27 protein-coding genes and 2 pseudogenes are annotated in these 24,996 nt (G+C 61.9%); 14 read left to right on the plus strand and 15 right to left on the minus strand.

All coding sequences use genetic code 11. The features are described 5' to 3' along the window. Positions 1-84 precede the first annotated feature (84 nt). A complete protein-coding gene (locus GGC47_RS21995) occupies positions 85-1,008 on the plus strand; it encodes an AraC family transcriptional regulator (protein WP_429069035.1) in 924 nt (307 codons plus the stop codon). Positions 1,009-1,333: 325 nt separating this feature from the next. Here GGC47_RS21995 and GGC47_RS22000 read toward each other — a convergent pair whose 3' ends face one another. Further along, the gene (locus GGC47_RS22000) at positions 1,334-1,495 is read right to left on the minus strand and encodes a hypothetical protein (RefSeq protein ID WP_162737892.1); all 162 of its coding nucleotides are present in this window, start codon (positions 1,493-1,495) and stop codon (positions 1,334-1,336) included. Between the two features lie 21 nt (positions 1,496-1,516). On the opposite strand from GGC47_RS22000, the gene GGC47_RS22005 reads away from it, so the two are divergent. The 3 genes from GGC47_RS22005 (at position 1,517) to GGC47_RS22015 (ending at position 3,648) form a co-directional block, all read left to right on the plus strand. Continuing rightward, positions 1,517-1,885: a DUF1330 domain-containing protein gene (locus tag GGC47_RS22005; protein ID WP_142021389.1), complete on the plus strand. Its 369-nt coding sequence runs from the start codon at positions 1,517-1,519 to the stop codon at positions 1,883-1,885. Between the two features lie 21 nt (positions 1,886-1,906). After that, entirely contained in the window at positions 1,907-2,887 is a 981-nt protein-coding gene (locus tag GGC47_RS22010; RefSeq protein ID WP_429068736.1) for an SDR family oxidoreductase, read from the plus strand. 161 nt (positions 2,888-3,048) lie between these two features. Further along, positions 3,049-3,648 carry a class I SAM-dependent methyltransferase gene (locus tag GGC47_RS22015; protein WP_113253883.1) on the plus strand — a complete coding sequence of 200 codons (600 nt, stop codon included), beginning with the start codon at positions 3,049-3,051 and terminating at the stop codon, positions 3,646-3,648. Positions 3,649-3,670: 22 nt separating this feature from the next. Here the strand turns inward: GGC47_RS22015 and GGC47_RS22020 are convergent, their stop codons facing one another. Further along, positions 3,671-4,357: a TetR/AcrR family transcriptional regulator gene (locus GGC47_RS22020; RefSeq protein ID WP_429068738.1), complete on the minus strand. Its 687-nt coding sequence runs from the start codon at positions 4,355-4,357 to the stop codon at positions 3,671-3,673. A 79-nt stretch (positions 4,358-4,436) separates the two neighbouring features. Here GGC47_RS22020 and GGC47_RS22025 point away from each other — a divergent pair, with 79 nt between their 5' ends. Next, entirely contained in the window at positions 4,437-5,177 is a 741-nt protein-coding gene (locus GGC47_RS22025) for an SDR family NAD(P)-dependent oxidoreductase (RefSeq protein ID WP_142021556.1), read from the plus strand. Between the two features lie 84 nt (positions 5,178-5,261). Here GGC47_RS22025 and GGC47_RS22030 read toward each other — a convergent pair whose 3' ends face one another. From GGC47_RS22030 to GGC47_RS22040, 3 genes are read right to left on the minus strand one after another with little or no spacing between them, the layout of a single operon-like run. Next, complete coding sequence (locus tag GGC47_RS22030) at positions 5,262-5,846, minus strand: dioxygenase family protein (protein WP_429069039.1); 585 nt, start codon at positions 5,844-5,846, stop codon at positions 5,262-5,264. A 51-nt stretch (positions 5,847-5,897) separates the two neighbouring features. After that, positions 5,898-6,974 carry an aldo/keto reductase gene (locus GGC47_RS22035; protein WP_429068739.1) on the minus strand — a complete coding sequence of 359 codons (1,077 nt, stop codon included), beginning with the start codon at positions 6,972-6,974 and terminating at the stop codon, positions 5,898-5,900. 26 nt (positions 6,975-7,000) lie between these two features. Further along, positions 7,001-7,993 (minus strand): MBL fold metallo-hydrolase, encoded by a 993-nt coding sequence (locus tag GGC47_RS22040; RefSeq protein WP_113253886.1) that lies wholly within the window; start codon positions 7,991-7,993, stop codon positions 7,001-7,003. A gap of 162 nt (positions 7,994-8,155) precedes the next feature. Between GGC47_RS22040 and GGC47_RS22045 the strand changes: the two genes are divergently transcribed. Beyond that, entirely contained in the window at positions 8,156-9,061 is a 906-nt protein-coding gene (locus tag GGC47_RS22045; protein WP_429068741.1) for a LysR family transcriptional regulator, read from the plus strand. A gap of 110 nt (positions 9,062-9,171) precedes the next feature. Here GGC47_RS22045 and GGC47_RS22050 read toward each other — a convergent pair whose 3' ends face one another. After that, the gene (locus tag GGC47_RS22050) at positions 9,172-9,666 is read right to left on the minus strand and encodes a lipocalin-like domain-containing protein (RefSeq protein ID WP_429068742.1); all 495 of its coding nucleotides are present in this window, start codon (positions 9,664-9,666) and stop codon (positions 9,172-9,174) included. 50 nt (positions 9,667-9,716) lie between these two features. After that, positions 9,717-10,550: an SDR family oxidoreductase gene (locus GGC47_RS22055; protein ID WP_429068743.1), complete on the minus strand. Its 834-nt coding sequence runs from the start codon at positions 10,548-10,550 to the stop codon at positions 9,717-9,719. A gap of 92 nt (positions 10,551-10,642) precedes the next feature. Between GGC47_RS22055 and GGC47_RS22060 the strand changes: the two genes are divergently transcribed. After that, positions 10,643-11,542, plus strand: coding sequence for a LysR family transcriptional regulator (locus tag GGC47_RS22060; RefSeq protein WP_429068745.1), 900 nt, complete (start codon positions 10,643-10,645; stop codon positions 11,540-11,542). A 211-nt stretch (positions 11,543-11,753) separates the two neighbouring features. Further along, positions 11,754-12,644: a LysR family transcriptional regulator gene (locus GGC47_RS22065; RefSeq protein ID WP_429068747.1), complete on the plus strand. Its 891-nt coding sequence runs from the start codon at positions 11,754-11,756 to the stop codon at positions 12,642-12,644. A gap of 119 nt (positions 12,645-12,763) precedes the next feature. Here GGC47_RS22065 and GGC47_RS22070 read toward each other — a convergent pair whose 3' ends face one another. Continuing rightward, positions 12,764-13,339: an FMN-dependent NADH-azoreductase gene (locus GGC47_RS22070; RefSeq protein ID WP_142021379.1), complete on the minus strand. Its 576-nt coding sequence runs from the start codon at positions 13,337-13,339 to the stop codon at positions 12,764-12,766. A gap of 135 nt (positions 13,340-13,474) precedes the next feature. On the opposite strand from GGC47_RS22070, the gene GGC47_RS22075 reads away from it, so the two are divergent. Continuing rightward, complete coding sequence (locus tag GGC47_RS22075) at positions 13,475-13,804, plus strand: winged helix-turn-helix transcriptional regulator (RefSeq protein ID WP_142021378.1); 330 nt, start codon at positions 13,475-13,477, stop codon at positions 13,802-13,804. 108 nt (positions 13,805-13,912) lie between these two features. Here GGC47_RS22075 and GGC47_RS22080 read toward each other — a convergent pair whose 3' ends face one another. Further along, positions 13,913-14,326 carry a nuclear transport factor 2 family protein gene (locus GGC47_RS22080; protein WP_429068749.1) on the minus strand — a complete coding sequence of 138 codons (414 nt, stop codon included), beginning with the start codon at positions 14,324-14,326 and terminating at the stop codon, positions 13,913-13,915. 181 nt (positions 14,327-14,507) lie between these two features. Between GGC47_RS22080 and GGC47_RS22085 the strand changes: the two genes are divergently transcribed. Beyond that, a complete protein-coding gene (locus GGC47_RS22085) occupies positions 14,508-15,095 on the plus strand; it encodes a TetR/AcrR family transcriptional regulator (protein ID WP_429068751.1) in 588 nt (195 codons plus the stop codon). A gap of 61 nt (positions 15,096-15,156) precedes the next feature. Next, on the plus strand, positions 15,157-15,447 hold the full coding sequence (locus tag GGC47_RS22090; RefSeq protein ID WP_429068753.1) for an MFS transporter: 291 nt from the start codon (positions 15,157-15,159) through the stop codon (positions 15,445-15,447). Positions 15,448-15,464: 17 nt separating this feature from the next. Here GGC47_RS22090 and GGC47_RS22095 read toward each other — a convergent pair. From GGC47_RS22095 to paoA, 4 genes and pseudogenes are all read right to left on the minus strand, one after another. Then, a pseudogene (locus GGC47_RS22095) lies at positions 15,465-15,709 on the minus strand (IS630 family transposase); the annotation flags it as partial. A 144-nt stretch (positions 15,710-15,853) separates the two neighbouring features. Further along, the gene (paoC, locus tag GGC47_RS22100) at positions 15,854-18,061 is read right to left on the minus strand and encodes an aldehyde oxidoreductase molybdenum-binding subunit PaoC (RefSeq protein ID WP_429068755.1); all 2,208 of its coding nucleotides are present in this window, start codon (positions 18,059-18,061) and stop codon (positions 15,854-15,856) included. A 4-nt stretch (positions 18,062-18,065) separates the two neighbouring features. After that, complete coding sequence (locus GGC47_RS22105) at positions 18,066-19,016, minus strand: FAD binding domain-containing protein (RefSeq protein ID WP_429068756.1); 951 nt, start codon at positions 19,014-19,016, stop codon at positions 18,066-18,068. After that, a complete protein-coding gene (paoA, locus tag GGC47_RS22110; protein ID WP_429068757.1) occupies positions 19,013-19,648 on the minus strand; it encodes an aldehyde dehydrogenase iron-sulfur subunit PaoA in 636 nt (211 codons plus the stop codon). The genes GGC47_RS22105 and paoA overlap by 4 nt, the downstream gene beginning before the upstream one ends. Before the next feature lie 278 nt (positions 19,649-19,926). On the opposite strand from paoA, the pseudogene GGC47_RS22115 reads away from it, so the two are divergent. Next, positions 19,927-20,265: pseudogene (locus tag GGC47_RS22115) on the plus strand (IS110 family transposase); the annotation flags it as partial. 264 nt (positions 20,266-20,529) lie between these two features. Here the strand turns inward: GGC47_RS22115 and GGC47_RS22120 are convergent. Next, complete coding sequence (locus tag GGC47_RS22120; RefSeq protein ID WP_429068759.1) at positions 20,530-20,751, minus strand: hypothetical protein; 222 nt, start codon at positions 20,749-20,751, stop codon at positions 20,530-20,532. Between the two features lie 2,126 nt (positions 20,752-22,877). Beyond that, positions 22,878-23,189 carry a hypothetical protein gene (locus GGC47_RS22125; RefSeq protein ID WP_429068760.1) on the minus strand — a complete coding sequence of 104 codons (312 nt, stop codon included), beginning with the start codon at positions 23,187-23,189 and terminating at the stop codon, positions 22,878-22,880. Positions 23,190-23,865: 676 nt separating this feature from the next. Between GGC47_RS22125 and GGC47_RS22130 the strand changes: the two genes are divergently transcribed. Together GGC47_RS22130 and GGC47_RS22135 are read left to right on the plus strand one after the other, a co-directional pair. Continuing rightward, positions 23,866-24,294, plus strand: coding sequence for a hypothetical protein (locus GGC47_RS22130; RefSeq protein WP_429068761.1), 429 nt, complete (start codon positions 23,866-23,868; stop codon positions 24,292-24,294). Beyond that, positions 24,254-24,844 carry a DUF4376 domain-containing protein gene (locus tag GGC47_RS22135; protein ID WP_429068762.1) on the plus strand — a complete coding sequence of 197 codons (591 nt, stop codon included), beginning with the start codon at positions 24,254-24,256 and terminating at the stop codon, positions 24,842-24,844. Before GGC47_RS22130 ends, GGC47_RS22135 begins: the two co-directional genes overlap by 41 nt. Positions 24,845-24,996: the final 152 nt, after the last annotated feature.

Raw genomic sequence — 24,996 nt, forward strand, 5'->3', positions numbered from 1 at the left:
AACTTGCCCAATCCTGCGGGCGGCGATAGGTTGCCAGTTGGAGGCCAGGTGCTGCGCTGGCCTCGGAACCCTCCGGAGGTGCGTGTGCCGCCATCGCTGTTCGGGACTGTCACCGCCTATATTGAGGCCCAGGGCGGTGGACAGGGCGTGTTCCCGACGCCGGTCGGCAGCTTCAATATCGTCCGGTCCTTCAAGGAGCGGATGCGGATGCGCCAGGTCTACAAGCCGTCGATCTGCATCGTGCTCCAGGGTGCGAAGGAAATCATCCTGGGAGAGGATACGCTTCGCTATGGCGCGATGGAGTGTCTGGCGGTCGGCATGACGCTGCCGGCGACGGGGCATATCGTCGAGGCGAGCCCCGATGCACCCTATACCGGCTTAACGCTGGAGCTGGACGTGGCGATGATCCGCGACGTGCTAGGACAGCTCGATGCGCCGCCAGCGCCCCCCGCCAACTCCAGCCCATGCCTGTTCGTGCGGCGGGTCGATGAAGCGCTGGCCGAGTGTGTTCTGCGCCTTTTGCGGATGTGTGAGACGCCGAAGGCGGTCCCGATCCTCTTTCCCTCCGTCATGCGCGAGATCTGCTACTGGCTTTTGACCGGCCCGAATGGCGGCGAACTCTGCAAGCTGGCCGAGCCTGAGTCGAACGCCGCCCGGGTCGCGAAAGCCCTCCATCTCATGCACGAGGACATCGCCCGGAGGCTTCGTACGGAGGAGTTGGCGGAAGTGGCGCGAATGAGCCTTTCGTCGTTCCATCAGCACTTCAAGGCCATGACGTCGATGACGCCGCTGCAGTTCCAGAAGCAGCTGCGCCTTCTAGAGGCGCGGCGCCTGATGGTGATGGAAGATGCAAACGTCGCCGAGGCGGCCTATCAGGTCGGCTACGAAAGCGCGTCGCAGTTCAGCCGCGAATATTCCCGGATGTTTGGCGTTGCTCCGAAGCGGGACGTCATGCATCAGCAGCGCCTATACAGCGAATATGTCGGCCGCAGCGTGCAGACTGCGTAGCCGTCTCACCACGTTCCGAGAAGGACTGCTCCCGGCAATACTGCCAGGAGCCGCTCTTTTGTGGTCCTGAGCCCTTGTCGGGGGTGCACGGCGGCTCGGAGCTGTCGGGCGGTGTCGTCGAGCTTGCGGCGATTACTGTCCGGCGTGCCGACTTCGGCTTTTCCTCGATGGCCTGATAGACCGCCCGCATCAAGGGTTGGAAAGCAAGACCGCGGGCAAGTGGACATTCATGTGCGAGCGCCATGGATTGTCGAATGGGCAGGGGGCGACGTCAGGTGGGCCTCCCGGCGTCTGCGCGGCCAACGCTGCACTCAGCCCTCCGAAGCTATCCCCATCTGCAGGAATAGGCAAATTTCTTGAAGGTTCGGATATTCTGATCATTGGGCACTCCATCTAGCTTGGAGTTCTGGTCGCCAACGACCGCGTTGCCGGTTTCCTTCGACAACGACAGCCGCCGGAACGGCAGCGTCAGGTCGAACCCGTCCATGAACCCAGATCCGAGGTTGGTATGCTTACGCTCATCGAAGATGCACTCGATAGCTTCCTGAAAGAAGACGACGGACAAGCCGTCGTCATGTTGAATCTTCTGCGTTTCCAGGAAGATGGCGGCAGGGAGCGATATGCCGACTACCTCGCCGTCGCCACGCCGATCGTCGCTCGGTTCGGGGCAGAGATCGTCTATGTGGGCAATGGCCTCGCGGCGCTTTCGGCTGAGCCCGGACAGGCGTGGGATGCTGTGGCTCTCGTCCGCTACCCCAACCGCCGGGCATTCGCCGACATGGCGATGGATGCCGACTACCGGGAGAAGGCGGCACCGATGCGCGAGGCGGCGCTGGCCGAAGCCGTGTTGCAGCCCCTCCAGACAGCCTCGTCCTAAGGACGGCGAACGGATTTCCAGATGCAAAAGAACTGGACCACCCAGGACATGCCGTCCCAGCACGGCAGGACGATCGTCGTCACCGGCACCGGCGGCCTAGGTTTTGAAGACGCATTTGCATTGGCGCGTGCCGGCGGCGACGTCATTATTGCCGGGCGGAATGCTCGTAAAGGAAGGGACGCGATTGCGCGCATCAAGCAGTCCGTGCCCGGCGCCAAGGTCAGCTTCGAACCCGTTGACCTCGCAGATCTGGCTTCTGTCGCCGCCTTCGGAGTGCGGTTGCGCGAGAGCCGAGAGCGGATCGACACTCTCATCAACAACGCGGCCGTCATGACGCCGCCGCGACGCCAGACGACGGCGGATGGCTTCGAGCTTCAGTTCGGGACCAACTATCTCGGCCATTTCGCGCTGACCGCGCAGCTGCTGCCTTTGCTCAGGCGAGGCCAGGATCCTCGTGTGATCACGCTGTCCAGTATCGCCGTGCGCCGGAATGCAGCGATCAATTTCGATGATCTCCAGGCAGAGAAGGCTTATCAGCCGATGCCGGCCTATGCCCAATCAAAGCTCGCCTGCCTGATGTTCGCGCTCGAGCTTCAGCGCCGCAGCGACGAAGCCGGCTGGGGCCTGACGAGTATTGCTGCACATCCCGGGATTTCGCGGACCGACCTTCTGCACAATGCCCCGGGCCGTTACAGTGCGCAGGGACTTCTGCGGTCGATCCTGTGGTTTCTGTTTCAGCCGGCGGCGCAGGGAGCCCTTCCCACGTTATTCGCGGCGACGTCACCTGATGCTCGCGGAGCGCGGTATTACGGTCCCGACAGGCTTTCGGAGACACGCGGCTATCCGAGCGAGGTGGCGATTCCCGCAGCCGCACAGGAATTGCCTGTCGCCCGACGGCTTTGGGATGTCTCAGAAAATCTAGCGAGTGTTGATTTCATAGCTGCGGCGGCGACATCTCTCCACACCCATCCGAGTGGGGCGAGCCTTGTCGCGGAGGGCTGAGGGATGAATCGGCTCGCCGCTCGGTCGATCCCCGAGCTCAATGCATCAACCTTGGCCGTGAAGCTTCTGCTCCTGGTTCTGACGCCGTCGGTGTTGATCTGGCGTCCGCTTGGGCGAACCAATTGGCGCCGGATCTCCTCGGAGAATCAAGCGTGCTGAACATGGCGTCAGAGACCTTCCAGTTCTTCCGCGCCTGGCTATCCGAACCGCTCAGGGTCGCTGCCGTTATGCCGTCCGGGCGGGCTCTGGCGGATTTGATGTTATCGGAGGTTTCTCCGGAAACCGGGCCAATCCTCGAACTCGGTCCCGGAACGGGCGTATTCACGCGCGCGCTTTTGGCTCGGGGGGTTACCGAGGAGAACCTTGCGCTCATCGAATTCGGTAAGGAGTTTGCCGCAAAGCTGAATGCCGATTTTCCTCGTGCGAAGACATTTTGCATGGATGCGGCGCGATTACGGGATGTTGAGCCTTTCGATTGTGCCCCGGTAGGGGCTGTCATCAGCGGCTTGCCGCTTTTGTCGATGCCGTCGCGAACGGTCTATTCGATCCTGGAAGGCGCCTTCGCGCATCTTCGCTCCAGCGGCGCGTTTTATCAGTTCACATATGGCCCGCGCTGTTCTGTATCGCGCCCGCTGCTCGACCGATTGGGCCTCAAAGCCACCTATTTGGGCGGTACCTTCGCAAACCTGCCTCCGGCGGCCGTCTACCGCATTCAGCGTGAGGTCCTCCCGGTTCGTGACACGATCGCGGGCATCCCCTAGCTCAGGAAGTACGGCGCTGCCATCATCTGGCCTTGCCCTGTATCCCGTGACCAATCGTGGCGGTGATTTGGTCGTCCCAACCGGCTAGGGCGATTTCCGCGACGGCCGCGAGTTCCGCGCGATCCGCTCCGTCACGGGCGCGGATCGCCATGCCACTCTGCACGGTCTGGACGAACCTCGCCAGCTTGGTCGTGTCTGCCGTCACCTGGAGATCCCCGTCGCTCTTTGCTTTGTCGAAGCGGGCTTTAAGGAGATCGAAGCCACCGGCCCGGGTGGCTCGCATGAACTCACCGAGTTCGGAATGTCCTTCGCTGCCCACCGTGGCAAGCGTGGCCATGCATCCATGCGGCAAATCGCAATCTCCACCCGTCATGGCCACGGCGGAATCCTCGAGAAATGCCAGAGCCGCGTCCCGCGCGGTCTTTGCCTTCCGGAAACGGGTCCAAACCAATCCCTCATAGGTCGTGGAATAATATCGGAGCGCTTCCGAATAGAGTGCGTCCTTCGAGCCGAAGGCCGCATAGAGGCTCTTTGTCCCGATCCCCATGGCATCCGTCAGATCGGCGATTGAGGTGGCCTCATACCCTCTCATCCAAAACAGCCTCATCGCCGCGGCTAACGCTTCCTGGCGATCGAATTCCCTCGGCCGGCCGCGCGTCGGCCGTGACGGAGGCAAACAGGCTGGAGGCGGCGAAGCAGAATTTTGCATCAATCACTGCATAAATTAGTTGATCGCTCGCCGCAATGGGTCTAGCAATTTATGCATCGATCGCTGTATAAAGGAGAAGATCATGGACTTGCTCGGAAAGCGCGCCTTGGTGAACGGCGGCTCACGGGGGATAGGAGCCGCGATCGCGATTGCGCTCGCCGATAACGGGGCTGATGTCGCCTTCACCTATCACCGCTCGGCGGACCGGGCCGCGAGCGTGGTTCGTTCGATCGAGGAGACAGGCCGGCGGGGGATCGCCATTCAGGCGGACAGCGCCGATCCGGACGCCATCAGCCGAGCGGTCGCGGAGACGGTGGATGCGCTTGGAGGGCTCGATATCCTGGTCAACAGCGCGGGCATCGGAACGGCCGGCATGACGGTGGACCTGTCGTTGGGCGATCTACAGGCCATGCTCGACGTCAATGTTCGCGCGCCTGTCCTGTTCGCCCAGGCTGCAATCCCGCACCTCTCATCCGGAGGCCGTATCGTCTCCATCGGCTCGTCGTTGGCGGAGCGTGTCCCGTTCCCGGGCGTGACGGCGTACGCCATGTCGAAGTCGGCGCTTCTGTCGCTCACGCGAGGCCTTTCGCGCGAGCTCGGCCCTCAAGGTATTACTGTGAACCTCGTTCTGCCGGGATCAACCGACACGGACATGAACCCGGCCGACGGCGAGAATGCCGACTATCAGCGGAGCCTCACCTCGCTCGGCAGATTTGGGGAGCCGCGTGAGATCGCGAGCGCCGTGGCATTCCTTGCCGGTCCGGCAGCTAGCCTGATTACCGGAGCGGTTCTCAATGTGGACGCCGGCTTCAACGCCTGACGTCAGCGCCGCCACCATGGATGGGCCAGTCGTCGGGGACGCCACAGCGACACGGTGTAAGCTCGGCAACTGACCCCCTTGCGGTCACACTACGAAGTCGAAACGGCCGAACCGTCCGTCGCCAGCTTGCTTTATGTCGATGAGGAGGGTCTCGTGAAACAGGCTGTCTCCGACATTTCGGGGCTCTCCGGGAAAGTAGAGCTGCGTGGTGAGGACGCGACCGCCCGGGCGCTGGACCTTGAAATGGACGTGACGTGTTCGACCGGGATAAAGCGCTGGCACGATGGTGTTGAACCACCAGCGCCCCTGCACGTCGGTGAACTGGTGTCCGCGCAGGCGGAAGCCGATGCTGTCATAGGCGCCGTTTTCGTCCGCATGCCAGATCTCCACAAGACTTCCGGCGAGCGGCCGGCAGAGCTTGTCGAGGACAAATCCGGCAACAGTGATCCGCTCGCCCCCGGGCGCATCCACATGCAGTTCCTGGTTTCGCGGCGAGTTCGGCCTGAAGAATGGACCGGCCTCCCGCTCCAGTGTGACGTCGTCTGCGTCACGACACTCCGGAGTCAAAGGGAGTGCTGAACCCGCTTGCGCAAATGCCCCCGTCCTGGCGGTGTGGATCAGCGGCAACGTCAGAAATGCGATCAGGAAGGAGCGTCGGCTTGAGGGCAAGATCAATCTCCAACTCTTAAGTTCCACGTGGCGCTGAAGGGACGCGAACGATCATTGCAAGCGGCGCACGGCTTTGGCCTGCGCCTCGCGGATCAGGCCGGCATACATGTTCTCCTTACCGGGGTACCAAGGCATGGTGCCGATGGAGCCGAAGCCGGGGACTGTCTCCATGTGCGCGACCATGCGGGCGCGCATGCGAGTGTCTGGAAGTGGGCCGGTCATCGCCTGGACATTGTCGCTCATGTGATCGGGGTTCGACGTGCCGCACAGCACGGTCGTGACGGCCGGGTGCGCCATGACCCATTTCAGGAAGAACTGCGCCCAACTGGTCGCTCCGAATTCTTGCGCGAAGCCCGGTAGCGGCCGTCCCTCGACCACCTTCATGAGGCGTGCTTTCTCAAGCGGCAGGTTGATGAGCACGCCGACACCCTTGTCGGCCGCAGCCGGCAGCAGGCGGCGCTCGGCGTCGCGGTTGAAGATCGAGTAGTTGGTTTGGACGAAGTCCACACCGTCGCGTTGGACGATCGCCAATAGCTGGTCCTGCGCGGCCGACTCGTGGTGGGTCACCCCCACATGGCGTATGAGGCCCTCCCGCTTCCAGGCCTTCATCAGCGGGATGATGACGGGCGCGTTGGTGATGCTGTGGCATTGCATGAGATTGATGGTGTCGCGCCAGGTACGCAGCCGCGACTGCCGCAAGCTTTCCACTGCGTGGCTTTCATCACCGAGATATTCTCCGGTAGCCCAGACCTTATTGGCGAGGAACATCCCGTCGGATTCTGCGTACTCGCCCATGAATTGGCCGACGCTTACCTCAGCCGAGCCATAGAGCGGCGAGGTGTCGACGACGCGGCCGCCCGCGGCAACATATCGCTCGAAAACCTGGCGCAGACCATCGCGACGCATGCCGGGCTTCAGATCGAAGGTTAGGAATGTTCCGAGGCCGAGAGCCGTGAGCCGCTCGCCGGTGCGCGGCAAGGCGCGGGTCAACACATCTGGATCGGATCCCGAAGCGGCCGCCTTCGTCTCCTGGGTCTGTGCCGCCGCCTGGGTCGTGAGGCCGAGTCCCGTTGCCGCCGCGCCCATCGTGCCGAGGAAGCCGCGTCGGTCGAGCTTCGTCTGGTCCATGAGGTTCTCCTCTTCTTTGCCGAGTGTCAGAACTGCCAGTTGGCGGGTACCCAGACATAGGCGCCATCGGTCTTGAGCAGCCGACCAAGGCCAGGGAACGGGAAGTGGAAGCCGAGCACGGGAATGCGATCGGCCGCCGCCTGATCGAAGACGCGTCGGCGAGAGGCGAGGGCCGTCTCCTTGTCGCGGTCCGGGCCCGGAACCCAGGGCCTGTCGATGTTGATCACCGGGTGATAGGCGAGGTCTGCCGTGAGCAGCAGCTGGTCGTTGCCGGAATGGACGAGAAACGTCGCCATGCCCGGCGTGTGGCCGGATGCGACCATCGTCATGAGGCCGGGCACGATCTCGGTGCCGGCTTCATAAAGCTCAACATCGTTTTTGAACGGCTCAAGGCTGTTCTTGATGTTCGCCGCAAAGCGCTGGCGGAATTCCTCCGGGACCGGCATGTAAGAGAGGTCCGGATCGGTTCGGACGAAGAAGTCCCAATCCGCTTTCGGCACGAAGACCGTGGCGCGCGGGAAGGCTTTGCTGCCGTCTGCCGTCCTCAGATTGCCCACATGATCGGGATGGGTGTGAGAGACGACGATCGCGTCGATATCGACAGGACCAAGCCCGATCGCCGCCAGGTTTTCGAAGATGCGGCCGCCATTCGGCCCCATCGTCTTGCCCGCGCCCGCTTCGATCAGGATTCGCCGCCCGCCGGTTTCGATGAGCAGCGTGTTGAGGTTGAGCGTCATGTGGTCGGCGGGAAGAAATGCGCGCCGCAACACCGCCTGGAGCTCCGCCTCGGGCGCATCGCTCGCATAGACGCGCGGCGGGCCGCCAATGACGCCGTCGCTCAAGACGGTCGCCTGGATCTCGCCGATACGCAAGCGGTAGCAGCCGGAATTGCCGCGCGGCGACGACGTGGCCTGAGCCTTCGCGCCGCCGGATCCGCCAATGGCCGGGGGGACCAGGCTCGAGGCGCCCGTGACGGCGGAGAGCATGATGGTGCGCCGGTTGAGGGTAAAAGCCTTCATCGGTCTTCTCTTTCGTTTGGCACGCGCGCTCCGTTCCGGTTGGGCCGGAGCGACGCGAGGAAGCGGCGGGGGCCGGCAGCCACCCTTGCGGCGACCATGGCATAGGGCTATTCAGCCGATAACACGCTCAATTTCGATCACCTTGATTAGCTCAGCTTCTCAATGAACCCGATCCGGCTCGACAGCTTCGACGTGTTCGTCTCGATCGTCCGTTGTGGGGGGTTCCGTGCGGCAGCGCTCGAACGCGGCGTGTCTTCGTCGGCCTTGAGCCAGACGATGAGCGCCCTGGAAGAGGCCCTCGGAATTCGATTGCTCAATCGTACGACGAGGAGCGTGTCGCCCACGGAAGCAGGACAGCGCCTGCTCGAACGTCTGGCCCCGGCGTTGAACGATATCCGGCTCGCGGTGGCCGAAGTCGACGAGCTAAGGGACACGCCGTCCGGGACGCTCAGGATCAACGCCCCGGCGCCGGCGGTTGATCATTATCTTTGCCCGCTCGCATTCGACTTCATGGATGCCTATCGCGAGGTGAACATCGACATCATCAGCGACGCGGCGGTTATCGACATCGTGGAACAGGGCTTCGATGCCGGCGTGAGATTCGGCAAGCAACTGGCGCAGGACATGATCGCGCTCCCGCTCGGCCCCGCGCTTCGCTATGCGATCGTCGCTTCACCAGGCTATGTCGAAAAGCACGGCCGGCCGCAGGTACCGGACGATCTCGCTCGTCATGACTGCATCAAGCGCAGATTTCCCGGGGGCACTTTGGCCACCTGGCGGTTTACCGACGGAGAGGATGAGATAGAGGTCACCCCTACCGGCCGCCTGTTGGTCAGTTCGGCGCACAACGAGTTGCAGGCGGCACTGGCCGGCCGAGGCATAGCCCACATCTTTGATGACTATGCCAGACCCCATATCCGGAATGGCGCACTCGTGGAACTCCTGCCCGATTGGAGCCCGGCATTGCCGCACTGGTTTCTGTACTACCCGAGCCGCCGCCTCCCAAGCGCAGCCATGCGCGCGTTTCTCGACTACGTCAGGCGCTATAATTGGGAGGCCCGAAGGTAATGGCGCCTGTGCCCGTCTTCACGAACTCCAATTGAACGGCCGATCGTGGCCCAGGGGCGCAAGCATGTCGGCCCAAGGCGGCCTCGTCCAAACCGTTCATCTTTCCGGCCTCATTTGACGCGCTGCCATTCGATCCTGATCTCGGTCCCTTCCGGTCGCCGAAAGCGTTCGGTCATGCGGTCGCCGGCAACGACCAGCGTGAGGTCATCACGGGTGCGGACGCTGCCCACCCAGTTCGGAAATGTCGCTCCTTCCACGCGGTTTCCGTTGAACTCGCCCCTTTCATCGACGGAGTAGGTTCCGAAGAACCCGATATTGCGCGACATGGCCATGCGATTTTCGTCATCCGTTCCCTCACCACGGGCATTGGATGCGAATCGCGGGATTTCGGCGTCGGTCAGAACTTCCACGAAATGCATGTCGGGTGTGAAGACGAGAAGACCGTTGGGCTTGTCTCCATAGGCGGCGATGTGCTTGCCGCCGGGGTCGATCGTCGCCGAGACCATGCGCCAGGTGCCCACTATCTGGTTCTGTGCGGCGGTTTGTGCGACGGCAGAAGACGAGATGCCCAAGGCGAGCGCCAAGACAACCGGTCGGATAGGCATGTTGTTTCCTTTCCTCTACATGAGATCTGTGTCCGGGCCGCTGCCGCGGCTCATAGATCTTGCCGGTCCGCGTAATGGGCCGTTCCCCGCTGCGCCTCGAGGGCAGACAGGCGTGCGACAAGCGCCGTTGAGATCGAAGAATAGGCCGTGCTGCCCAGGGTCAGCCGCAAGGGCGGTGTTTCGCTCTCGGCAGCCGCGATGATTGCGGCCACGGTGCGCGCAGCGTCGCCCTTGATCGCGAAACTTCCGTCGCTGATGGCGCGGCGAACGGCGCCGGCAGGCGTTTCCTCGTACGCAGCCAAGGGGACCGCACGGTCGAGGTTGGCGCCGAAATTCGTGCCCGTCGGTCCCGGCTCGGCGATGATGAAGTCGATGCCGAAAGGAGCCACTTCCTGTGCGACGGATTCGACGAAGCCTTCGATGCCCCATTTCGTCGCGTGATAGAGGCTGAAAGCCGGATAGGCGATCTGCCCACCTTCGGAAGAAACCTGGACGATCCGTCCGCCGCCCTGGCCTCGCAGAAAGGGCAGCGCGGCTCTGATCAGATGGATGGATCCGGCAAGGTTGGTGGCGATCTGCCGGTCGATCTGCGCCCTGGTGAGCTCTTCCGCAGCCCCGAACAGGCCATAGCCCGCATTGCTGACGATCACGTCTATCCGTTCGTGTCGGCCAAAAGCGCTCTCGATGGCGGAGGCAATGCCATCGGGTTCCGCGAGGTCGAGTTGGACGACATCCAGCTGGGCGGGATGATTCTGCCTGAGCCGTGCCAAGGCTTCCGAGCGGCGGGCTGTCGCGATCACCTTGTGACCTTCGGCGAGCAGCTGTTGCACCATCTCGAAGCCAAGTCCCGACGTCGCGCCGGTGATGATCCATGTCTTTGGCATCTGGTCCCTCTCTGTGCATCGCCGATGTAGAGCGTGGACACTGGTGATATAAGGTCCTCAAAATGGGATGATATGGTGAAGAAATTTCACGAATGAGGCGCCCGAGCTTGAACGATCTGGCCGCTTTCGCCGCGGTAGCCAACCACCGGAGTTTTCGCCGCGCCGCCGATGTTATGGGCGTGTCGCGCTCCGCACTCAGCCACGCCATCATCGGCCTGGAGGGAAAGTTGGGCGTCCGGCTGTTCAACCGAACGACGCGCAGCCTGTCGCTCACCCAGGCCGGCGCTACTCTGCTCGCACGCCTCGATCCGGTTCTTCAGGATCTTGATCGGGCGCTCGATACTCTTTCGGAAGAGCGCGGCACCCCCAGCGGCACGCTACGGATCAATGCGAACAAGAGCGGTGCTCGCATCCTGCTCGCGAACGTCGTGCCGCGATTTCTCGATCTCTATCCTGATGTCGAGCTTGATCTGGTGTCGGAAGGCCGCCTCGTCGATATTGTGGAACAGGGTTTCGATGCTGGCGTGCGCCTGCTGGAGGCTGTTCCGCAGGACATGGTCGCGGTGAAGTTCGGTGGCGATGTGCGCTTCCTCGCCGTGGCCGCACCGTCCTATCTGGAGGGCATCGTGCCGCCGACGACGCCGGACGACCTGCAGGCATATCGCTGTATCCGGCAGCGTTTACCCAGCGGGAAGCGCTACCGGTGGGAGTTTGCCAAGCGCGGCGCCGAGATCGCGGTGGATGTGCCCGGCAACCTTACCCTCGACGATAATGATCTTCTCGTGCAGGCGGCGGCAGACGGCCGCGGCATTGCTTATGTCCCGGAGCCTTTCGCCGAGCCGCTTCTAAAAACGGGTCAGCTCGTGACCATTCTTGATGACTGGTGCCCGCCGATGCCGGGCCTGGCGCTCTACTTCCCGCGTAGCCGGCACGTAGCCTCGCCGCTGCGGGCCTTCATCGACCTGTTGAAGCGGTGGGACGGAGCCCGATGACACCGCGAACGGTGCCACCTCCCGTCAGCCGGGAGGAGCGAGCTTAACACTTTCACGTCTTTTCCAATTTTATGCGGGACCGCGATCCACCAGCTCGAGCGGCGAGACCCGGTGTATCGACGCTTGCTCAGCTCACTGACCGAGAACCAGAGGCCAGCCACAGAGCGACAATTTGCCTAATCATGATTACGCTGGTAATCTCTCATTACCAATGGCCGCGGATCTCACGGGAATCTCTGTCTTTCTGGCCGTCGCAGAGATGCGAAGCTTCCGCGCGGCCGCTGAGCATTTGGGTGTGACGCGGCCGGCGGTAAGCCAAGCCATCCGTCGGCTCGAAGATCGCCTCGGTGTCGCGCTTGTCCAGCGCACGACGCGAAGCGTCAGCCTCACCGAGGCCGGCGAGCAGCTTTTCCGGCGCGTGGCGCCGGCGATCGCCGAGATCGGCCTGGCCCTGGACGCCGCAGCGGATCGGGACATGGCGCCGAGCGGCCTCTTGCGGCTGGCGGTGTCCTCGATCGCCGAGCGTTTCATCTCCGGGCCGCTGCTGGCCGGCTTCGCTGACGCCTATCCGGCGGTTCAGATCGATGTGACGGTCACGGACGAGGAATTCGACATCGTGGCGGAGGGTTATGATGCCGGGGTCCGGCTTGGCGAGGTGATCGACAAGGACATGATCGCCATCCCGGTGTCGGGCGAGCAGAGCCAGATCGTGGTCGCCTCGCCTGCCTATATCGAGCGCTTCGGCAAGCCTTCGCATCCGTCCGAGCTGGCGCAGCATCGCTGCATCGGCTGGCGTCCCACGCCCCAGAGCGCGCCTTACCGCTGGGAGTTTGGCGAAGAAGGGCGCGAGTACGACGTCGCCGTCAACCCTGAGATCACCACCAACGATATGTGGCTGATGATCCGCACGGCCTGTGCTGGCGGAGGCATAACCTTCGGCATGGAGGAGACCTTCAGGCCCTATCTGTCATCCGGCCAGCTGGTGCCTCTTCTCGAAGACTTTTGTCCGCCCTTTGCGGGCTTCTTCCTGTATTTCCCCCAGCGCCGGAATCTTGCCCCGAAGCTTCGGGCTCTGGTCGACCACGTGAAGCGGTGGCGATAGCGGCGACCGGCGCCTTTGTCGCGGTCGTTCTAGGGCTGGATCCTGAGAATACGCCAGCGTCCGATATCGCTCACAATCATGGACATAAGCCGACGGATCGTGCGGCGGAAAGCCCTCGCTCAGTGCTCCTGCCAGGGAGGAAGTGCCGCGATCGAGCGCTCCGCCTGCGCGATTGCGGTTGCATGTTGTTCCGGTCCGAGGAGCATCCCCTCGGCAATTACGAATTCCGGCGTGATACCAATGAAGCTGAGAACTGTCTTGAGATAGGTTTCAACATGCTCATGCCCTCTGGCGGGTGCACCTTCGCTGTAAAGCCCGCCTCGGGAAAGAGCGACAATGACCCGCTTGTCGCCAGCTAGCCCGATGGGCCCTGCCTCGCCATAGCGAAAGGTTTTGCCAGGAATCAGGATGCGGTCGATCCAGGCCTTGAGCTGGCTCGACACGGTGAAATTGTACATCGGCGCCCCGATCACCACGATATCCGCAGCAAGGAACTCGTCGAGTACCGACGTGCTCTCCCCCTGCGCCGGCATGTCGCCCAGCATGAGATGGCCGAATGGGGCGGCGACGAGATCGCGATAGGTGACGTCAAGATCGGGAGCGCCCGCTTTCAGATGCCCGACGATCTCGGCCGAAAGCTTACGACTGACCGACTGCTCGCCTGTGATGGCGCTATCAATATGCAGGAGTTTCAATTTGTGCCTCACTTACAATTTGTTTCCGCCCTTTACGTGCGATAGGGCAAGGCTCGTCGCAAGACGGCACATTTTTGTAACCGGAGGCACCTTGATGTGACCGATCACCCCATCGAACATGATCCAGGAAGTTGCATGCTTGTCAGCGACGTGCTGGCCCGGGTGGGCAGCAAATGGAGCATCCTCGTCATCGGCGCCCTCGGCCAAGGTCCGCGCCGTTTCAACGAACTGAAGCGTGACGTGCGGGGCATCTCCCAGCGGATGCTGACGCTAACGGTTCGTGGGCTGGAGCGAGACGGCCTCATCGAGAGGACAGTAACTCCCAGTATCCCGCCGCGCGTCGATTACTCCCTTACCGGCCTTGGCCGTTCCTTGCTCGCGCCGGTTAGCGCCCTGGGGGAGTGGGCAGTCGAGAACAGAGCGGCCGTTGAACGCGCGCGCCTCGCTTTCGATAAGGACGCGTAGCGCAAGGCGAACGCCAGCTCCAGCCACGATGGCCTGTTCCTGACGTTCACACTCTTTTGGAAGCGGTCAGTCCTGGGGTGAGACCACACAGACCGCTAACGGTTGGCGTCAGAGCTTAACTCTGTCTAGGATTTCATAATATGCATGAAGGTCGAGCCATTCTATTCCCGAAACAACTTTGCCGTCCTTCAGTGTCATGATGTACATGTAGCCGTTCTTGTACGGTTCGCCATCAAGGGCTCGACTGCTGCTGTCGATCCTTGCGAAAATCTCGTCCCCGTCCGCCCATACGCCACGGGTAGTGATTGCAAGCGGCTCAGCGAACCGCGCGAACAAGGCCTCCTCGGCATTGTCGAACAGATCCTTCATACCCAGGTAGGTTCGCGCGACTGGTCCATGTCCCGCAATTGTCCATTCCACGTCCGTAGCGAAGATGGCGTCGAAGAATTTTGTGAAATCATGAGAAGCGTTGTTGAGGGTCACAAGCCGGAGGTTCGCTGCTTCCTGAGGAGTGTACGACATAAATGCTTTCCCGCTACGAATGGCGGGCCTAAGTGCGACGGAGACGAAGCTAAACCGATCGTTCCATAAATATTAGATATACCGATCGTTCCAAAAATCAACCCTGCTTGAGGCGACTGTGACGCAAGAAGACGATGAGGCTCGAAGTGCGGGGCCAGTCCCCGGATCGCAGGGCAGCCCGATGCGTGGACGCCCGCGCCAGTTCGACACCGATGCCGCTCTGATCGCGGCAATGCGCGTGTTCTGGCGACATGGTTATGCCGGTGCCAGCATTGGTACGCTTATTCAGGCGATGGGGATCAGCCGCGCCACCATGTACGCTTCTTTTGGCAGCAAGGAGGATCTATTCCATAAGGTCATGGATCTCTACGAACGCGAGAAGACCGCATACATGGTTGACGCGCTGGAGCAACCGACCTCCCGTGGCGTTGCCAAGCATCTCCTGAACGGCACGATTGCTTTACAGACGAATGCCGCTGATCCCAAAGGGAGCATGGGCATCGTCCACTCGCTAAGTCACGCTCCCGGAGACGAGAGCATCAGGGAATTCGTAACGGAACGCGGCCGCTATTGGCGCGACAGGCTTATTGCTCGCTTCGAACAAGCCGCGCGCGACGGAGACTTTCCAGCGTCGATCTTGCCACGTGATCTGGCATTGACGTTGAAAGCAATGACTGACGGGCTTCTGGTGGCAGCCGCTAGCGGAATTGACGAGACGGAACTGCATGGCATTGCGCACACCTTCCTGGGCATCTGGCCTGGTCGGTGAACGAGACTGGGCTTCAGCGGGGCTTCTACGAGCGGGCCCGCGTCGCGGAACTATCGCGCTGATGGGCGCGTCGACCGTGGCCATGGGATTGTTGCCGACCTATGCGCAGGCCGGTCTCTGGGCTCCGGTCCTCCTCGTCATCCTGCGCTTGCTCCAGGGCTTCGGGGCCGGTGCGGAATATGCCGGAGCGGTGACCTTGGTCGCGGAATATGTGCCGCCGGAGCGCAAGGGCTACTATACCGCCTATCTCCAGGCCGCGACGGAGGTCGGCATTATGCTCGCGGCGCTGATGTTTCTGCTGGTGTCCTATCTGAGACGCTGTTCGGCTGGGCCTGGCGCGTACCCTTCCTAATCTCGGCGCTGCTGTTCTAGCCTGGATGCCGCGTTCCGAGAGCCTGTCGCGCAGTTCCCGCAGGAAGAGGAGCGGGTGCTCTTCGTTGAGCCGAAGGATCAGGGCGGCCTGCGTTTCCAGACGCTGCGAGTTCGCCGCCCATGGGCTTGGGCGCGATCTGCCCGTCCTGTCGGAAGCGCTCATGCCAACGGACCGCGCTGCCCGCCCCGACACCGAAGCGTTTGGCCGCCTGACGCCGCGAAGATCGCCTATCCCAAGCGATTCAACCCGCAAGGGCACGGCTCTAGGTCTCGCCGAACCGCTCTGCCCGTGCAGAACTGACTCAGCGCATGTTCCCGCGCACCTGCAGGATCCGCTGTCGCACAGTTCCTATGGGCAAGTGCCACCCGACCTGGTGCAGCGGCACTCAAGCGGCATCGGGCATACGGGTCAGCAGCTTGTCGAGCGTGATCGGGTAGTCGCGCACGCGCACGCCGGTCGCGTTGTAGATGGCGTTCGCAACCGCCGCCCCGACCCCGCAAATGCCGAGTTCGCCGACGCCCTTGGCCTTCATCGGCGAGGACATCGGATCGGTCTCGTCCAGGAACACGACCTCCTGATGCGGGATATCGGCATGCACCGGTACCTCGTAGCCGGCGAGGTCATGGTTCACGAAAAATCCGCGGCGCTTGTCGACCGCCAGTTCCTCCATCAGCGCCGCGCCTGCGCCCATCGTCATTGCGCCGATGACCTGGCTGCGCGCCGTCTTCGGATTGAGAATGCGCCCGGCTGCGCAGACGGCGAGCATCCGCCGGATGCGCGTCTCGGCCGTTGCCACATCGACGCCGACCTCGACGAAATGGGCACCGAAAGTCGACTGCTGGTGGGTTTCGTCGAGATCGCCATATTCGATCGTATCCTCCCCGGTCAGCGGCCCGCCCTCGGCCGCACTCGCCAGAGGCAGGCTGCGATTGCCGGCTCTGACCTCGCCATCGGCGAACACCGCCTCGTCCGAATTGATACCGAGCTTCTGCGCCACGGCCTCGCGCAGTTTGACGCAGGCTGCGTAGACGCCGGCCGTCGAGCTATTGCCACCCCATTGACCGCCGGATCCGGCCGAAACGGGAAAGGCGGAGTCGCCGAGCTTCACGACAACCTTGTCCAGCCCGACACCCAGCATCTCCGCGGCGGTCTGGCCGATGATGGTGTAGCTGCCGGTCCCGATATCAGTCATATCGGTCTCGATCGTGACGACGCCCCCAGCGTCGAGGCTGACCCGCGCACCGGACTTCATCACAAGATTGTTGCGGAAGGCGGCCGCGACACCGAAGCCAACCAGCCAGTTGCCGTCGCGCGTCTGGCCTGGCCGTGCCGGGCGGCGCGACCAACCGAAGCGCTCGGCGCCGATCCTGAAGCACTCGTCGAGCCGCCGCATCGAGAAGGGTCGTTCCGGCTTCTCGGGATCAACCTGTGTGTCGTTGAGCATGCGGAAGGCGACCGGATCCAGCGCCAGCTTCTCGGCCATCTCGTCCATCGCCATTTCCAGCGCCATCAGACCCGGAGCCTCGCCCGGAGCGCGCATGGCATTGCCTTCCGGCAGGTCGAGCTCGGCCAGGCGCATCGCCGTCATCCGGTTGGCACCGGCATAGAGCAGCCGCGTCTGCTGCACTGCGAGCTCCGGCCCACCTCCCTTGAGATCCCCCGACCAGCTCTCATGGCCAATCGCTGTGAGCTTTCCCTCCTTCGTCGCGCCCAGCCTGATCCGCTGGATCGTGGCCGGTCGATGGGTCGTGTTGTTGATCATCAGCGGACGCGTCAGCGCCACCTTGACCGGGCGCTTGGCGAGGCGCGCTCCGAGCGCCGCCAGCAGCACGTCGGCGCGCAGGAAAAGCTTGCCGCCGAAGCCGCCGCCGATAAAGGGCGACACGATACGGATGTTCTCCTTGGGAATGCCGAGCGTCGTCGCCATATCGGTAACACCCCAGGCAACCATCTGGTTGGAGGTCCACAGCGTCAGTTTCTCGCCTTCCCAGGCAGCGAGCGTGGCATGCGGCTCCATCATCGCATGGCTCTCGTCGGGGGTCGTATAGGTCTCGTCGAGCTTCACCTCCGCCCTCGCGAAAGCCCCTGCGAAATCCCCGACATGGGTATCGTCGAGGCTGGGATCGTCGCCCTCGGGCTTGGCGGCTTTATCCTTCGCAGCCTTCAGATCGAAGGCGCCTTTGGCGGCCGCATAGTCGATCTTGATCAGGCTGGCTGCGGCGCGGGCCTGCTCGAAGCTCTCGGCCACGACCAGCGCGACGGCCTGGTGATAGTGCCCCACCTCCGGCCCGGCGAGAAGGGGGGCCGTGTTGCGCTTGCCCTTCTTCAGGTTGCCCACCTCTTTCGCCGTCACGACAGCAAGCACGCCCGGCGCCTTGCGCGCGGTCTCGTAATCGATCGAAGCGATCCGGCCCTTGGCGATGCCGGCGCCGACGACATAGCCGTAGGCCTGGTTCGGAACGACATCGTGCTGCTCATAGGCATAGCGCGCCGTGCCGGTCACCTTGCGCGGCCCGTCGATCCGGTCATGCGGCCGGCCGACCACCTGTTGTCGGTCGATCGGGTTGTTGGTTGCGGGCTTGTCGAATTTCATAAGTTCAACCCCTCGCCTGCGTCAGCACCGCGCCGAGCGTGCGCTCGACCAGCGGCAGCTTGAATGCGTTGTCATGGGTCGGCCTCGCATCGGCCAGAAGCGCGTCCGTCGCCGCTTTCGCCCCGCGGCCGATCTCGGTCTCGGCCTTTCCGACACGCCAGGGTTTGGGCGCGACACCGCCGAGCGCGATCCGCGCACTGCCGTCGCGCTGCACGATCGCCGCGACAGAGATCAGCGCGAAAGCGTAGGAGGCCCGGTCGCGCACCTTGCGATAAATCTGCGTGCCGCCAACCGGCTTCGGCAACGTCACCGCCGTGATCAGTTCGCCCTTATCCAGAATAGTGTCGAGATCGGGGGCCATGCCCGGCAGACGGTGCAGTTCCCCGACAGGGATCGAACGCGTCGATCGATCCGCCTTGACCGTCTCAACGGTGGCGTCGAGCACCCGCATCGCCACGGCCATGTCGGAGGGGTGTGTCGCGATGCACGCATCACTGACGCCGACGACGGCGAGCTGGCGCGAGAACCCACCGATCGCCGAGCAGCCGCTGCCCGGCTGGCGTTTGTTGCAAGGCTGCGCCGTGTCGTAGAAATAAGGGCAGCGCGTCCGCTGCAGCAGGTTGCCGGCGGTCGTCGCGCGATTGCGCAACTGGCCGGATGCGCCTGCCAGCAAAGCCCGCGACAGCACGGCGTAATCGCGCCGCACCCGTTCATCGGCTGCCAGAGCAGTGTTGCGCACCAACGCGCCAATACGCAAACCGCCTTCTGAGGTCGGCTCGATCTTGTCCAGGCCGATCCCGTTGACATCGATCAGATGCGCCGGCGTCTCGATCTGCAGCTTCATCAAGTCGAGCAGATTGGTGCCGCCGGCAATGAACTTCGCTTCCGGATGCTTGGCTGCAGCCGCTGCCGCATCGGCGGGCGAAGCCGCTTTCTCGTAGGAAAAAGCTCTCACGTGCGCCTCCCGGCGACTTCGGTCATCGCCTCGACGATGTTGGAATAGGCGCCGCAGCGGCAGATGTTGCCGCTCATGCGCTCGCGGATCTCGGCTTCGGTGACCGCCATCGCGCCGGTGAGATCGGCACTCACATGGCTCGGGACGCCAGCCTTGATCTCGTCGAGCACGGCAACGCCGGAGCAGATCTGCCCAGGGGTGCAGTAACCGCACTGGAAGCCGTCGTGCTTCACGAAGGCAGCCTGCATCGGGTGCAAGTTTTCGACGCCACCCAGCCCCTCAATGGTTGTGACCTCGGCTCCAGGGTTCATAATCGCTAGCGTCAGACAGGAATTGATCCGCTGCCCATCGACCAGCACCGTGCAAGCGCCGCATTGGCCGTGGTCGCAGCCCTTCTTGGTGCCCGTTAGGTGAAGATGCTCGCGCAGCGCATCCAGTAGCGTCGTGCGCGTATCGAGTTCGAGCTGGTAGCTTTGTCCATTTACGCTAAACGAGACCTCGCTCAGCACTGGCTTTCCGCTCGGCGCCGGCTGCGCCCGCGTGCCCGTCACCGTGGCGGGAAAGGCGGCACAAGCGCCAGCGACGACCATCAAGTCACGCCGGTTCATGTCCAGTTCTCGGGGAGTTGGCATATCCGTCCGCCTCCGATTTTGGCAAACCGCGGCGAAGGCCCGCTTCCGAGCACGCCGCGTCGCGGAAGAGAACAACCGAAAGAGCGACTGGTTCATTATCGTTCTAAAATGTTCCGCTCACGAGATCGTCAGGTCGCTGGTGCCTATAGCGCTGCTCGGGGCCGATCGCGGTCGCAGCTTCCTACCCCAGCCGAAGCGCCAACGTCGGCAATTGATGCTGTGGACGGCTCTCCACCCCCGCGGGAGCGTGAACTCTTGCAAAGCAGGAGGAGAGCTTCATGGTCGAGGTTGTCACAGTCGGTCTGGATATCGCCAAGTCGGTCTTTCAGGTCCATGGCGTGGATGTCGGCGGGGGAGTTGCGATCCGTCGCCGGCTCCGTCGAGCGCAGGTGCTGCCATTCTTCGCCAAGCTACCGGCCTGCCTGATCGGCATCGAAGCCTGCGCCACGGCGCATTATTGGGCTCGCGAGATCGGCGCGTTGGGCCACCAGGTGAAGCTCATACCGCCGAGCTATGTGAAGCCATATGTGAAGCGGCAGAAGAACGATGCTGTTGACGCTGCGGCGATCCGTGAGGCCGTGATCCGCCCGACGATGCGCTTCGTTGAGGTGAAGAGTCCTGCGCACTCCCCGACAAGCTTCGACTCAAGAGATGGCCAGCGCCATCGTACGGTTTGGCCGCGATCGATCTGCGGCTGTGGGATGAAGTCAGCGCGAAGCCATGTGTCGAAGGTATCGACGCTGATCATCAGCATCTCAGCGGCCGTCTTTCGATCGACGAAGACGCGCTGAACCTGAGCGCGCGCCATGGCTATGCCCCCCTCAGCGCGTTGCCGGAGGAGACCATGCAAAAGCCGGCCTCGAACTCGAGATCGACGCTGTTCATCGTGCCGCGCGCGAAGACCCAACAGCGCTGGCCTTTGCGGCCGTGGCGGTCCCAGCGATACCGATAGACCTGGCTGATTGGCTGCCGACGCTCTGGCCGGGGGTGAGCTTGAGAGCGTCGGCAGCCTGCGCATCGGCCAACGGGAAAAGCCGGATGGCAAGCTCAGGATGGGTGGACAACTCGGACCGGGCGTCATCCATATGGATGGGGTCAGCCATGAGCGGGCTCCTCGATCCACAGGCGGCCATCGATGACGGCCTCATCCCCAGGGCCGCAATCCTGCAACTTCAAGCGCGGCGCGGTTCTCTGACGTGTCATTAATCACCTTGACCTCGTAGTTGTCGCCAATGGCGCCGACCCACCGACCTTCCTGCATTGTGTCGCGGGCCTCTGAATGCCCTTCGAGTTTGAGACAGCGTCCCTCGACGCTCCGCGCGCCGTAAGTATCAGGCCGGTGAAAGCCACCGCTCTTCCAAAGCTCATCGCGCACTGCCGATTGAACATCGACCTTCGTGATATTGCCGTTCTTGCGTAGGCGATGAGGGCCGCGTCGCTCACATCAAGGCTGCCTTCAAGGAGGGCGACCCGCACGCCATCCCGAAGGCCGTTGGCGATGTCATCCTTGAGATTGGCGTGAAGGAGTTTGCGGTGCAGAGCGGGCTCTGCCGGTCTGCAATCTACAGGGCCTTCCTCCGCGATGGCGGAAATCCCACCCTGATTCAAAGCGCTCGACGTGATTGGCGTGGACTTCCGCGAAGACTTTGGCTGATTGAGGTAGGATGTCTAAGGACGGCGCTAGATTGAGGGCTGGGGCCAGCGCAATAAGCTACCGTCAGCAAAGGTCGGAAATGGACGTTCACTCATGGCGCACTTTAACGGCACCCTTCCGACCAAGTAGCAGATCGAGGACGGCGATAGGCGATGCAACAAAAAACATTGCCATGCGAAAATCATCATCTACCACATATACAAGAAGGTACGATAATATAGATACAATCAATACAATAAAAGCGGACTTATAATACCTCGCCCTATGATTGCCCCCACGCGAAAGCATAATTGCGTCGACAAGCACATAACAATAATCAGAGAAATTGGATTCTCAGCTATCGAGAATACAAAATCGAACATGTGGTGTAGCCGGCTAGGTCGCCAAACGACAAGTACCTAACCATGCATCCTGCTACTTCGCAACGTCGGCAACGGGTCGGAAGCGGCCTGCAAGTTATCACCGATAGAAGTATGCCTGAAATGGCGAGACGCCGATGCGGCAGCATCGAGTCCCGCTGGCAGTTATTCCTCAGGGGCCTGACGCAGACGCTCCCACCCCCGCCTGCCGTTGTCCTTGAAATAGATGATTCGACACAAAAATTCAGTTCTTCCGCTAGCTGGATTTGGTTTGTAGAATTCAAAGACAAACTCCACCTTATCTCCTTCGAGCATAAACTTAGTTATATCCTGATGGTCAATGTATTGTTTCGGGTTAATTATAATCGAATTCGTGAATTCGACCATGTTGTCCTCTGTGTTTGACCAGAAACTATAGATTTCCGCGCGAATTCTGGGCATGTCCTTTATCAGGCCGTCGCCGAGTTGCATGCTAATATTGATGAAATGCACTCGATCAATTCTAAAATTACCTTCTGTAGGCGCCGCAGAGGCGGAGTAAGAAAGACAAGTCCAAATCAGAAGGGCTACTAAGGAAGATGAGCCCAGCCACCGAGGAATGCTCATTATCGGTCCCCGCATATTTCTTCGACGTGCAGTCTGAGAAAGCTAGAAGGCAATACAAGACGGTCCGCGACTCGTCGGAAGCGGACCTAATCAGTATGCTTCCTCTTTCGATCCCACCGGCCGCTGAGTTCACACCCGCCAAGCTGAAGAATATCCACAAGAGGAAGCTCGATCTGGCATTCCAACAAAGGTGATGGACTTGGCCATCCCTCGTTAGGGAAGCCGAGGAGTTCCAGAGGTCCGTTTCTTCCAGTTCGGTAAAGACCGGTGGTCTCAAAACCCTCGAACCTGTTCCCTACAGTCAGCCGCAAACGCGATTCCGGTCCGAAGCACAGCTCTCGAAGCATTGCCCCTTCGGCTAGACCCCAGCACCAGCCAGCCAATCCCTGGATGCCCTTCTTTTTCTTCGCAACCATGGCGTAGTCAGCCGATAGGATTGCGCCTGCCGTTAGGCAGGGCATCGCACAAAGCAGTCCCCAGAGTATTGTTCGCTTATGCATTTTTGACGCTCGAGAACCTATCGCTTCGACAGCCCAATGCATGCACGAATGCGGCAAAGTCGATAGCCTAACGACATTCTGAAAGGTCCGCGGAGGGTCGGAAGCGGACGCTAGTAGACAGCCAAACCGAGCAGGAAATTTAGAAAGAAAACGGCGGCAGTAAAGCCATAGATAAGAATGTCGGGGTCCGTTGACGTCCCAATCGGTCGCCGCCGCGCTCCCAGGATCGGAATGCCACCAAGACGGGAAATAAGGATCGCGCCGAAATTCAAGGCTCCACCGAGATACCCGAATTGACGCCAGAATGCCGGTATTTCGCCCAAGACGCCGAGGAGCAAGCACTCCGTCATAATTGCAATGCCTGCCCACAGCATTCCGGCCAGCAGAGTAGGATAAAGGCGTGAGAGGCCGTGGGCTTCCATATCCACCCCCTATGCACGTTGCATCAGAAACTGCGCGATATTCACTCGCCGGCTTGAGGGCCGCAATGGGTCGGAAGCGGACGGAGCGCTAGGCCTTCCAAGGTCCTTCAAAATGAGGCAGGCGCGTCCACACGCTAGAGTTCGCCGGAGGGCGCCACCAATCTTCGATGACCTCCAGCGGAACCATTGTGGTGCTGATGCCCGTGCATCGCGGGTCTATTGGATCCGACTGGGGGTCAATGTGGTGATAAGGTGGGTCGTCCGATAAATCTCCAATCTTGCTTCCACCGGAATCTATTAGCCCAGGGGTATTGCCAGCTACGCCGACAAGAAGGCTTTTTGCAAAATTGGCACTGCACGGAAACGAGCGCTGCGGCAGAGGCGTAGACGCTCGTATCGTTAGGACGAAACTGGCCGGATCTTGGAACACCATTGCACCGCCACATAGGTGGTTGGGCGATGCGCTTCGTGATGTCATCGTAAGATACGTACATGGTGATATGCAGAGCGAAAAATGGAACGATGACTACCTTGACGAGCTCTGCCTGTTCCCTGGGGGGGCGTTCAAGGACCAGGTCGATGCGAGCTCGGGGGCATTCGGAAAGCTGATGAGCGTGCGCGGTCCCCGGATCATCAGTGACGAGGTCTTGGCGCGCGCTGCCGCTGGTGGCCGCCGATGAGCCTCCGCCAGCGTATCGCGGCGTGGATTGCCGGCCCGCAGCCGGCGCCTGCTATTGCCGCAGAGGCCCCGCGCAACGGTGGCTCCTCTTCGTTTGGCGGGGTCATTACTGCGCTAGGTGGGAGTGCCGGTGTTGCCGCAAACGGGGCTATTCAAGCGAACGGCGGGGCGGCCGGAACCGGTGGCTCAGGCGGCATCATCGCGCGATCCGGTATGGCTGGCGGTATCGCTTACCCCATTGGTTCCGGCCAGCTTGTGCTGGCGCAGGGCGGCCCCGCATACACGTCAAATTTCACCTCCACGATCGCCACCGGCACGGCTTCCAACGGCGCTACGGGCATGTTCCCTGGCGGCGGCGCATCCGGCGGCGCGCTTTCCGGATCGGGTGGTCAGGGTGCTGGCGGCCAGGTCATTCTCGAATTCTGAGGTGCATCATGGCGCGCTATGCCCGTATCGCAGAAGGCTGTGTGGCCGAGATCATCAACTCGATGGCGTCGAGCCGGCGGAGGCTTTCCATCCCGACATCGCTGCGACGATTGTCCCGGCTGGAGCGAATGTCGAGATCGGTTGGTCGTATGAAGACGGGGCGTTCTCTGCACCTTCCGCCTTGCCCCCGCCGACCAAGGCTGAGTTGGTGGCCTACGCCGCCACCGCGCGGTGGCGGGCGGAGACCGGCGGGTTCGAAGTCAGCGGCCAGACGATCGACACGGGCCGAGAGTCTCAAAACATGATCGCCGGCGCCGACGCGCTCGCGCAGGCCGATCCTAATGAGCCGGTCGATTACAAGGCTGCTTCGGGCTGGGTGACGCTTGATGCCGCGGCTATCCACGCGCTTGCGCTCGCGGTCGGTCGGCATGTTCGTGCCTGTTTCCGGAAGGAGCGGGAGGTCGTCGGGCCATCGAAACCGGTCAGATCATGTCGGCAGCCGAGGTCGACGCCGCATACGCCGATTTACTTCAAGATTGAAGACGACTAGTTTTTGTCCCGTCTAGCGAGGGGCCGATGGACAAACTTGCTGCGCTTCGACCGCGTCCGATGTCACGTGAAGATTTCCGTCGGGAACTTCAAAGGGTGGCTCCCAGCCCTATTGCTGCGGCTAAAGTCTTGGGTGTCCCACCTGAGCAGATC

It is taken from the genome of Allobosea sp. OAE752 (assembly GCF_050433265.1).
GTDB lineage: Bacteria > Pseudomonadota > Alphaproteobacteria > Rhizobiales > Beijerinckiaceae > Allobosea > Allobosea spartocytisi.

Coding starts and splice junctions, on each gene's coding strand:
- GGC47_RS22000 (WP_162737892.1), bottom strand. CDS start 1,495: ATGGACGGGTTCGACCTGACGCTGCCGTTCCGGCGGCTGTCGTTGTCG.
- GGC47_RS22005 (WP_142021389.1), top strand. CDS start 1,517: ATGCTTACGCTCATCGAAGATGCACTCGATAGCTTCCTGAAAGAAGAC.
- GGC47_RS22010 (WP_429068736.1), top strand. CDS start 1,907: ATGCAAAAGAACTGGACCACCCAGGACATGCCGTCCCAGCACGGCAGG.
- GGC47_RS22015 (WP_113253883.1), top strand. CDS start 3,049: ATGGCGTCAGAGACCTTCCAGTTCTTCCGCGCCTGGCTATCCGAACCG.
- GGC47_RS22020 (WP_429068738.1), bottom strand. CDS start 4,357: ATGCAAAATTCTGCTTCGCCGCCTCCAGCCTGTTTGCCTCCGTCACGG.
- GGC47_RS22035 (WP_429068739.1), bottom strand. CDS start 6,974: ATGGACCAGACGAAGCTCGACCGACGCGGCTTCCTCGGCACGATGGGC.
- GGC47_RS22040 (WP_113253886.1), bottom strand. CDS start 7,993: ATGAAGGCTTTTACCCTCAACCGGCGCACCATCATGCTCTCCGCCGTC.
- GGC47_RS22045 (WP_429068741.1), top strand. CDS start 8,156: ATGAACCCGATCCGGCTCGACAGCTTCGACGTGTTCGTCTCGATCGTC.
- GGC47_RS22050 (WP_429068742.1), bottom strand. CDS start 9,666: ATGCCTATCCGACCGGTTGTCTTGGCGCTCGCCTTGGGCATCTCGTCT.
- GGC47_RS22055 (WP_429068743.1), bottom strand. CDS start 10,550: ATGCCAAAGACATGGATCATCACCGGCGCGACGTCGGGACTTGGCTTC.
- GGC47_RS22060 (WP_429068745.1), top strand. CDS start 10,643: ATGAGGCGCCCGAGCTTGAACGATCTGGCCGCTTTCGCCGCGGTAGCC.
- GGC47_RS22065 (WP_429068747.1), top strand. CDS start 11,754: ATGGCCGCGGATCTCACGGGAATCTCTGTCTTTCTGGCCGTCGCAGAG.
- GGC47_RS22075 (WP_142021378.1), top strand. CDS start 13,475: ATGCTTGTCAGCGACGTGCTGGCCCGGGTGGGCAGCAAATGGAGCATC.
- GGC47_RS22080 (WP_429068749.1), bottom strand. CDS start 14,326: ATGTCGTACACTCCTCAGGAAGCAGCGAACCTCCGGCTTGTGACCCTC.
- GGC47_RS22085 (WP_429068751.1), top strand. CDS start 14,508: ATGCGTGGACGCCCGCGCCAGTTCGACACCGATGCCGCTCTGATCGCG.
- GGC47_RS22090 (WP_429068753.1), top strand. CDS start 15,157: ATGGGCGCGTCGACCGTGGCCATGGGATTGTTGCCGACCTATGCGCAG.
- paoC (WP_429068755.1), bottom strand. CDS start 18,061: ATGAAATTCGACAAGCCCGCAACCAACAACCCGATCGACCGACAACAG.
- paoA (WP_429068757.1), bottom strand. CDS start 19,648: ATGCCAACTCCCCGAGAACTGGACATGAACCGGCGTGACTTGATGGTC.
- GGC47_RS22120 (WP_429068759.1), bottom strand. CDS start 20,751: ATGGCTGACCCCATCCATATGGATGACGCCCGGTCCGAGTTGTCCACC.
- GGC47_RS22125 (WP_429068760.1), bottom strand. CDS start 23,189: ATGGAAGCCCACGGCCTCTCACGCCTTTATCCTACTCTGCTGGCCGGA.
- GGC47_RS22130 (WP_429068761.1), top strand. CDS start 23,866: ATGAGCCTCCGCCAGCGTATCGCGGCGTGGATTGCCGGCCCGCAGCCG.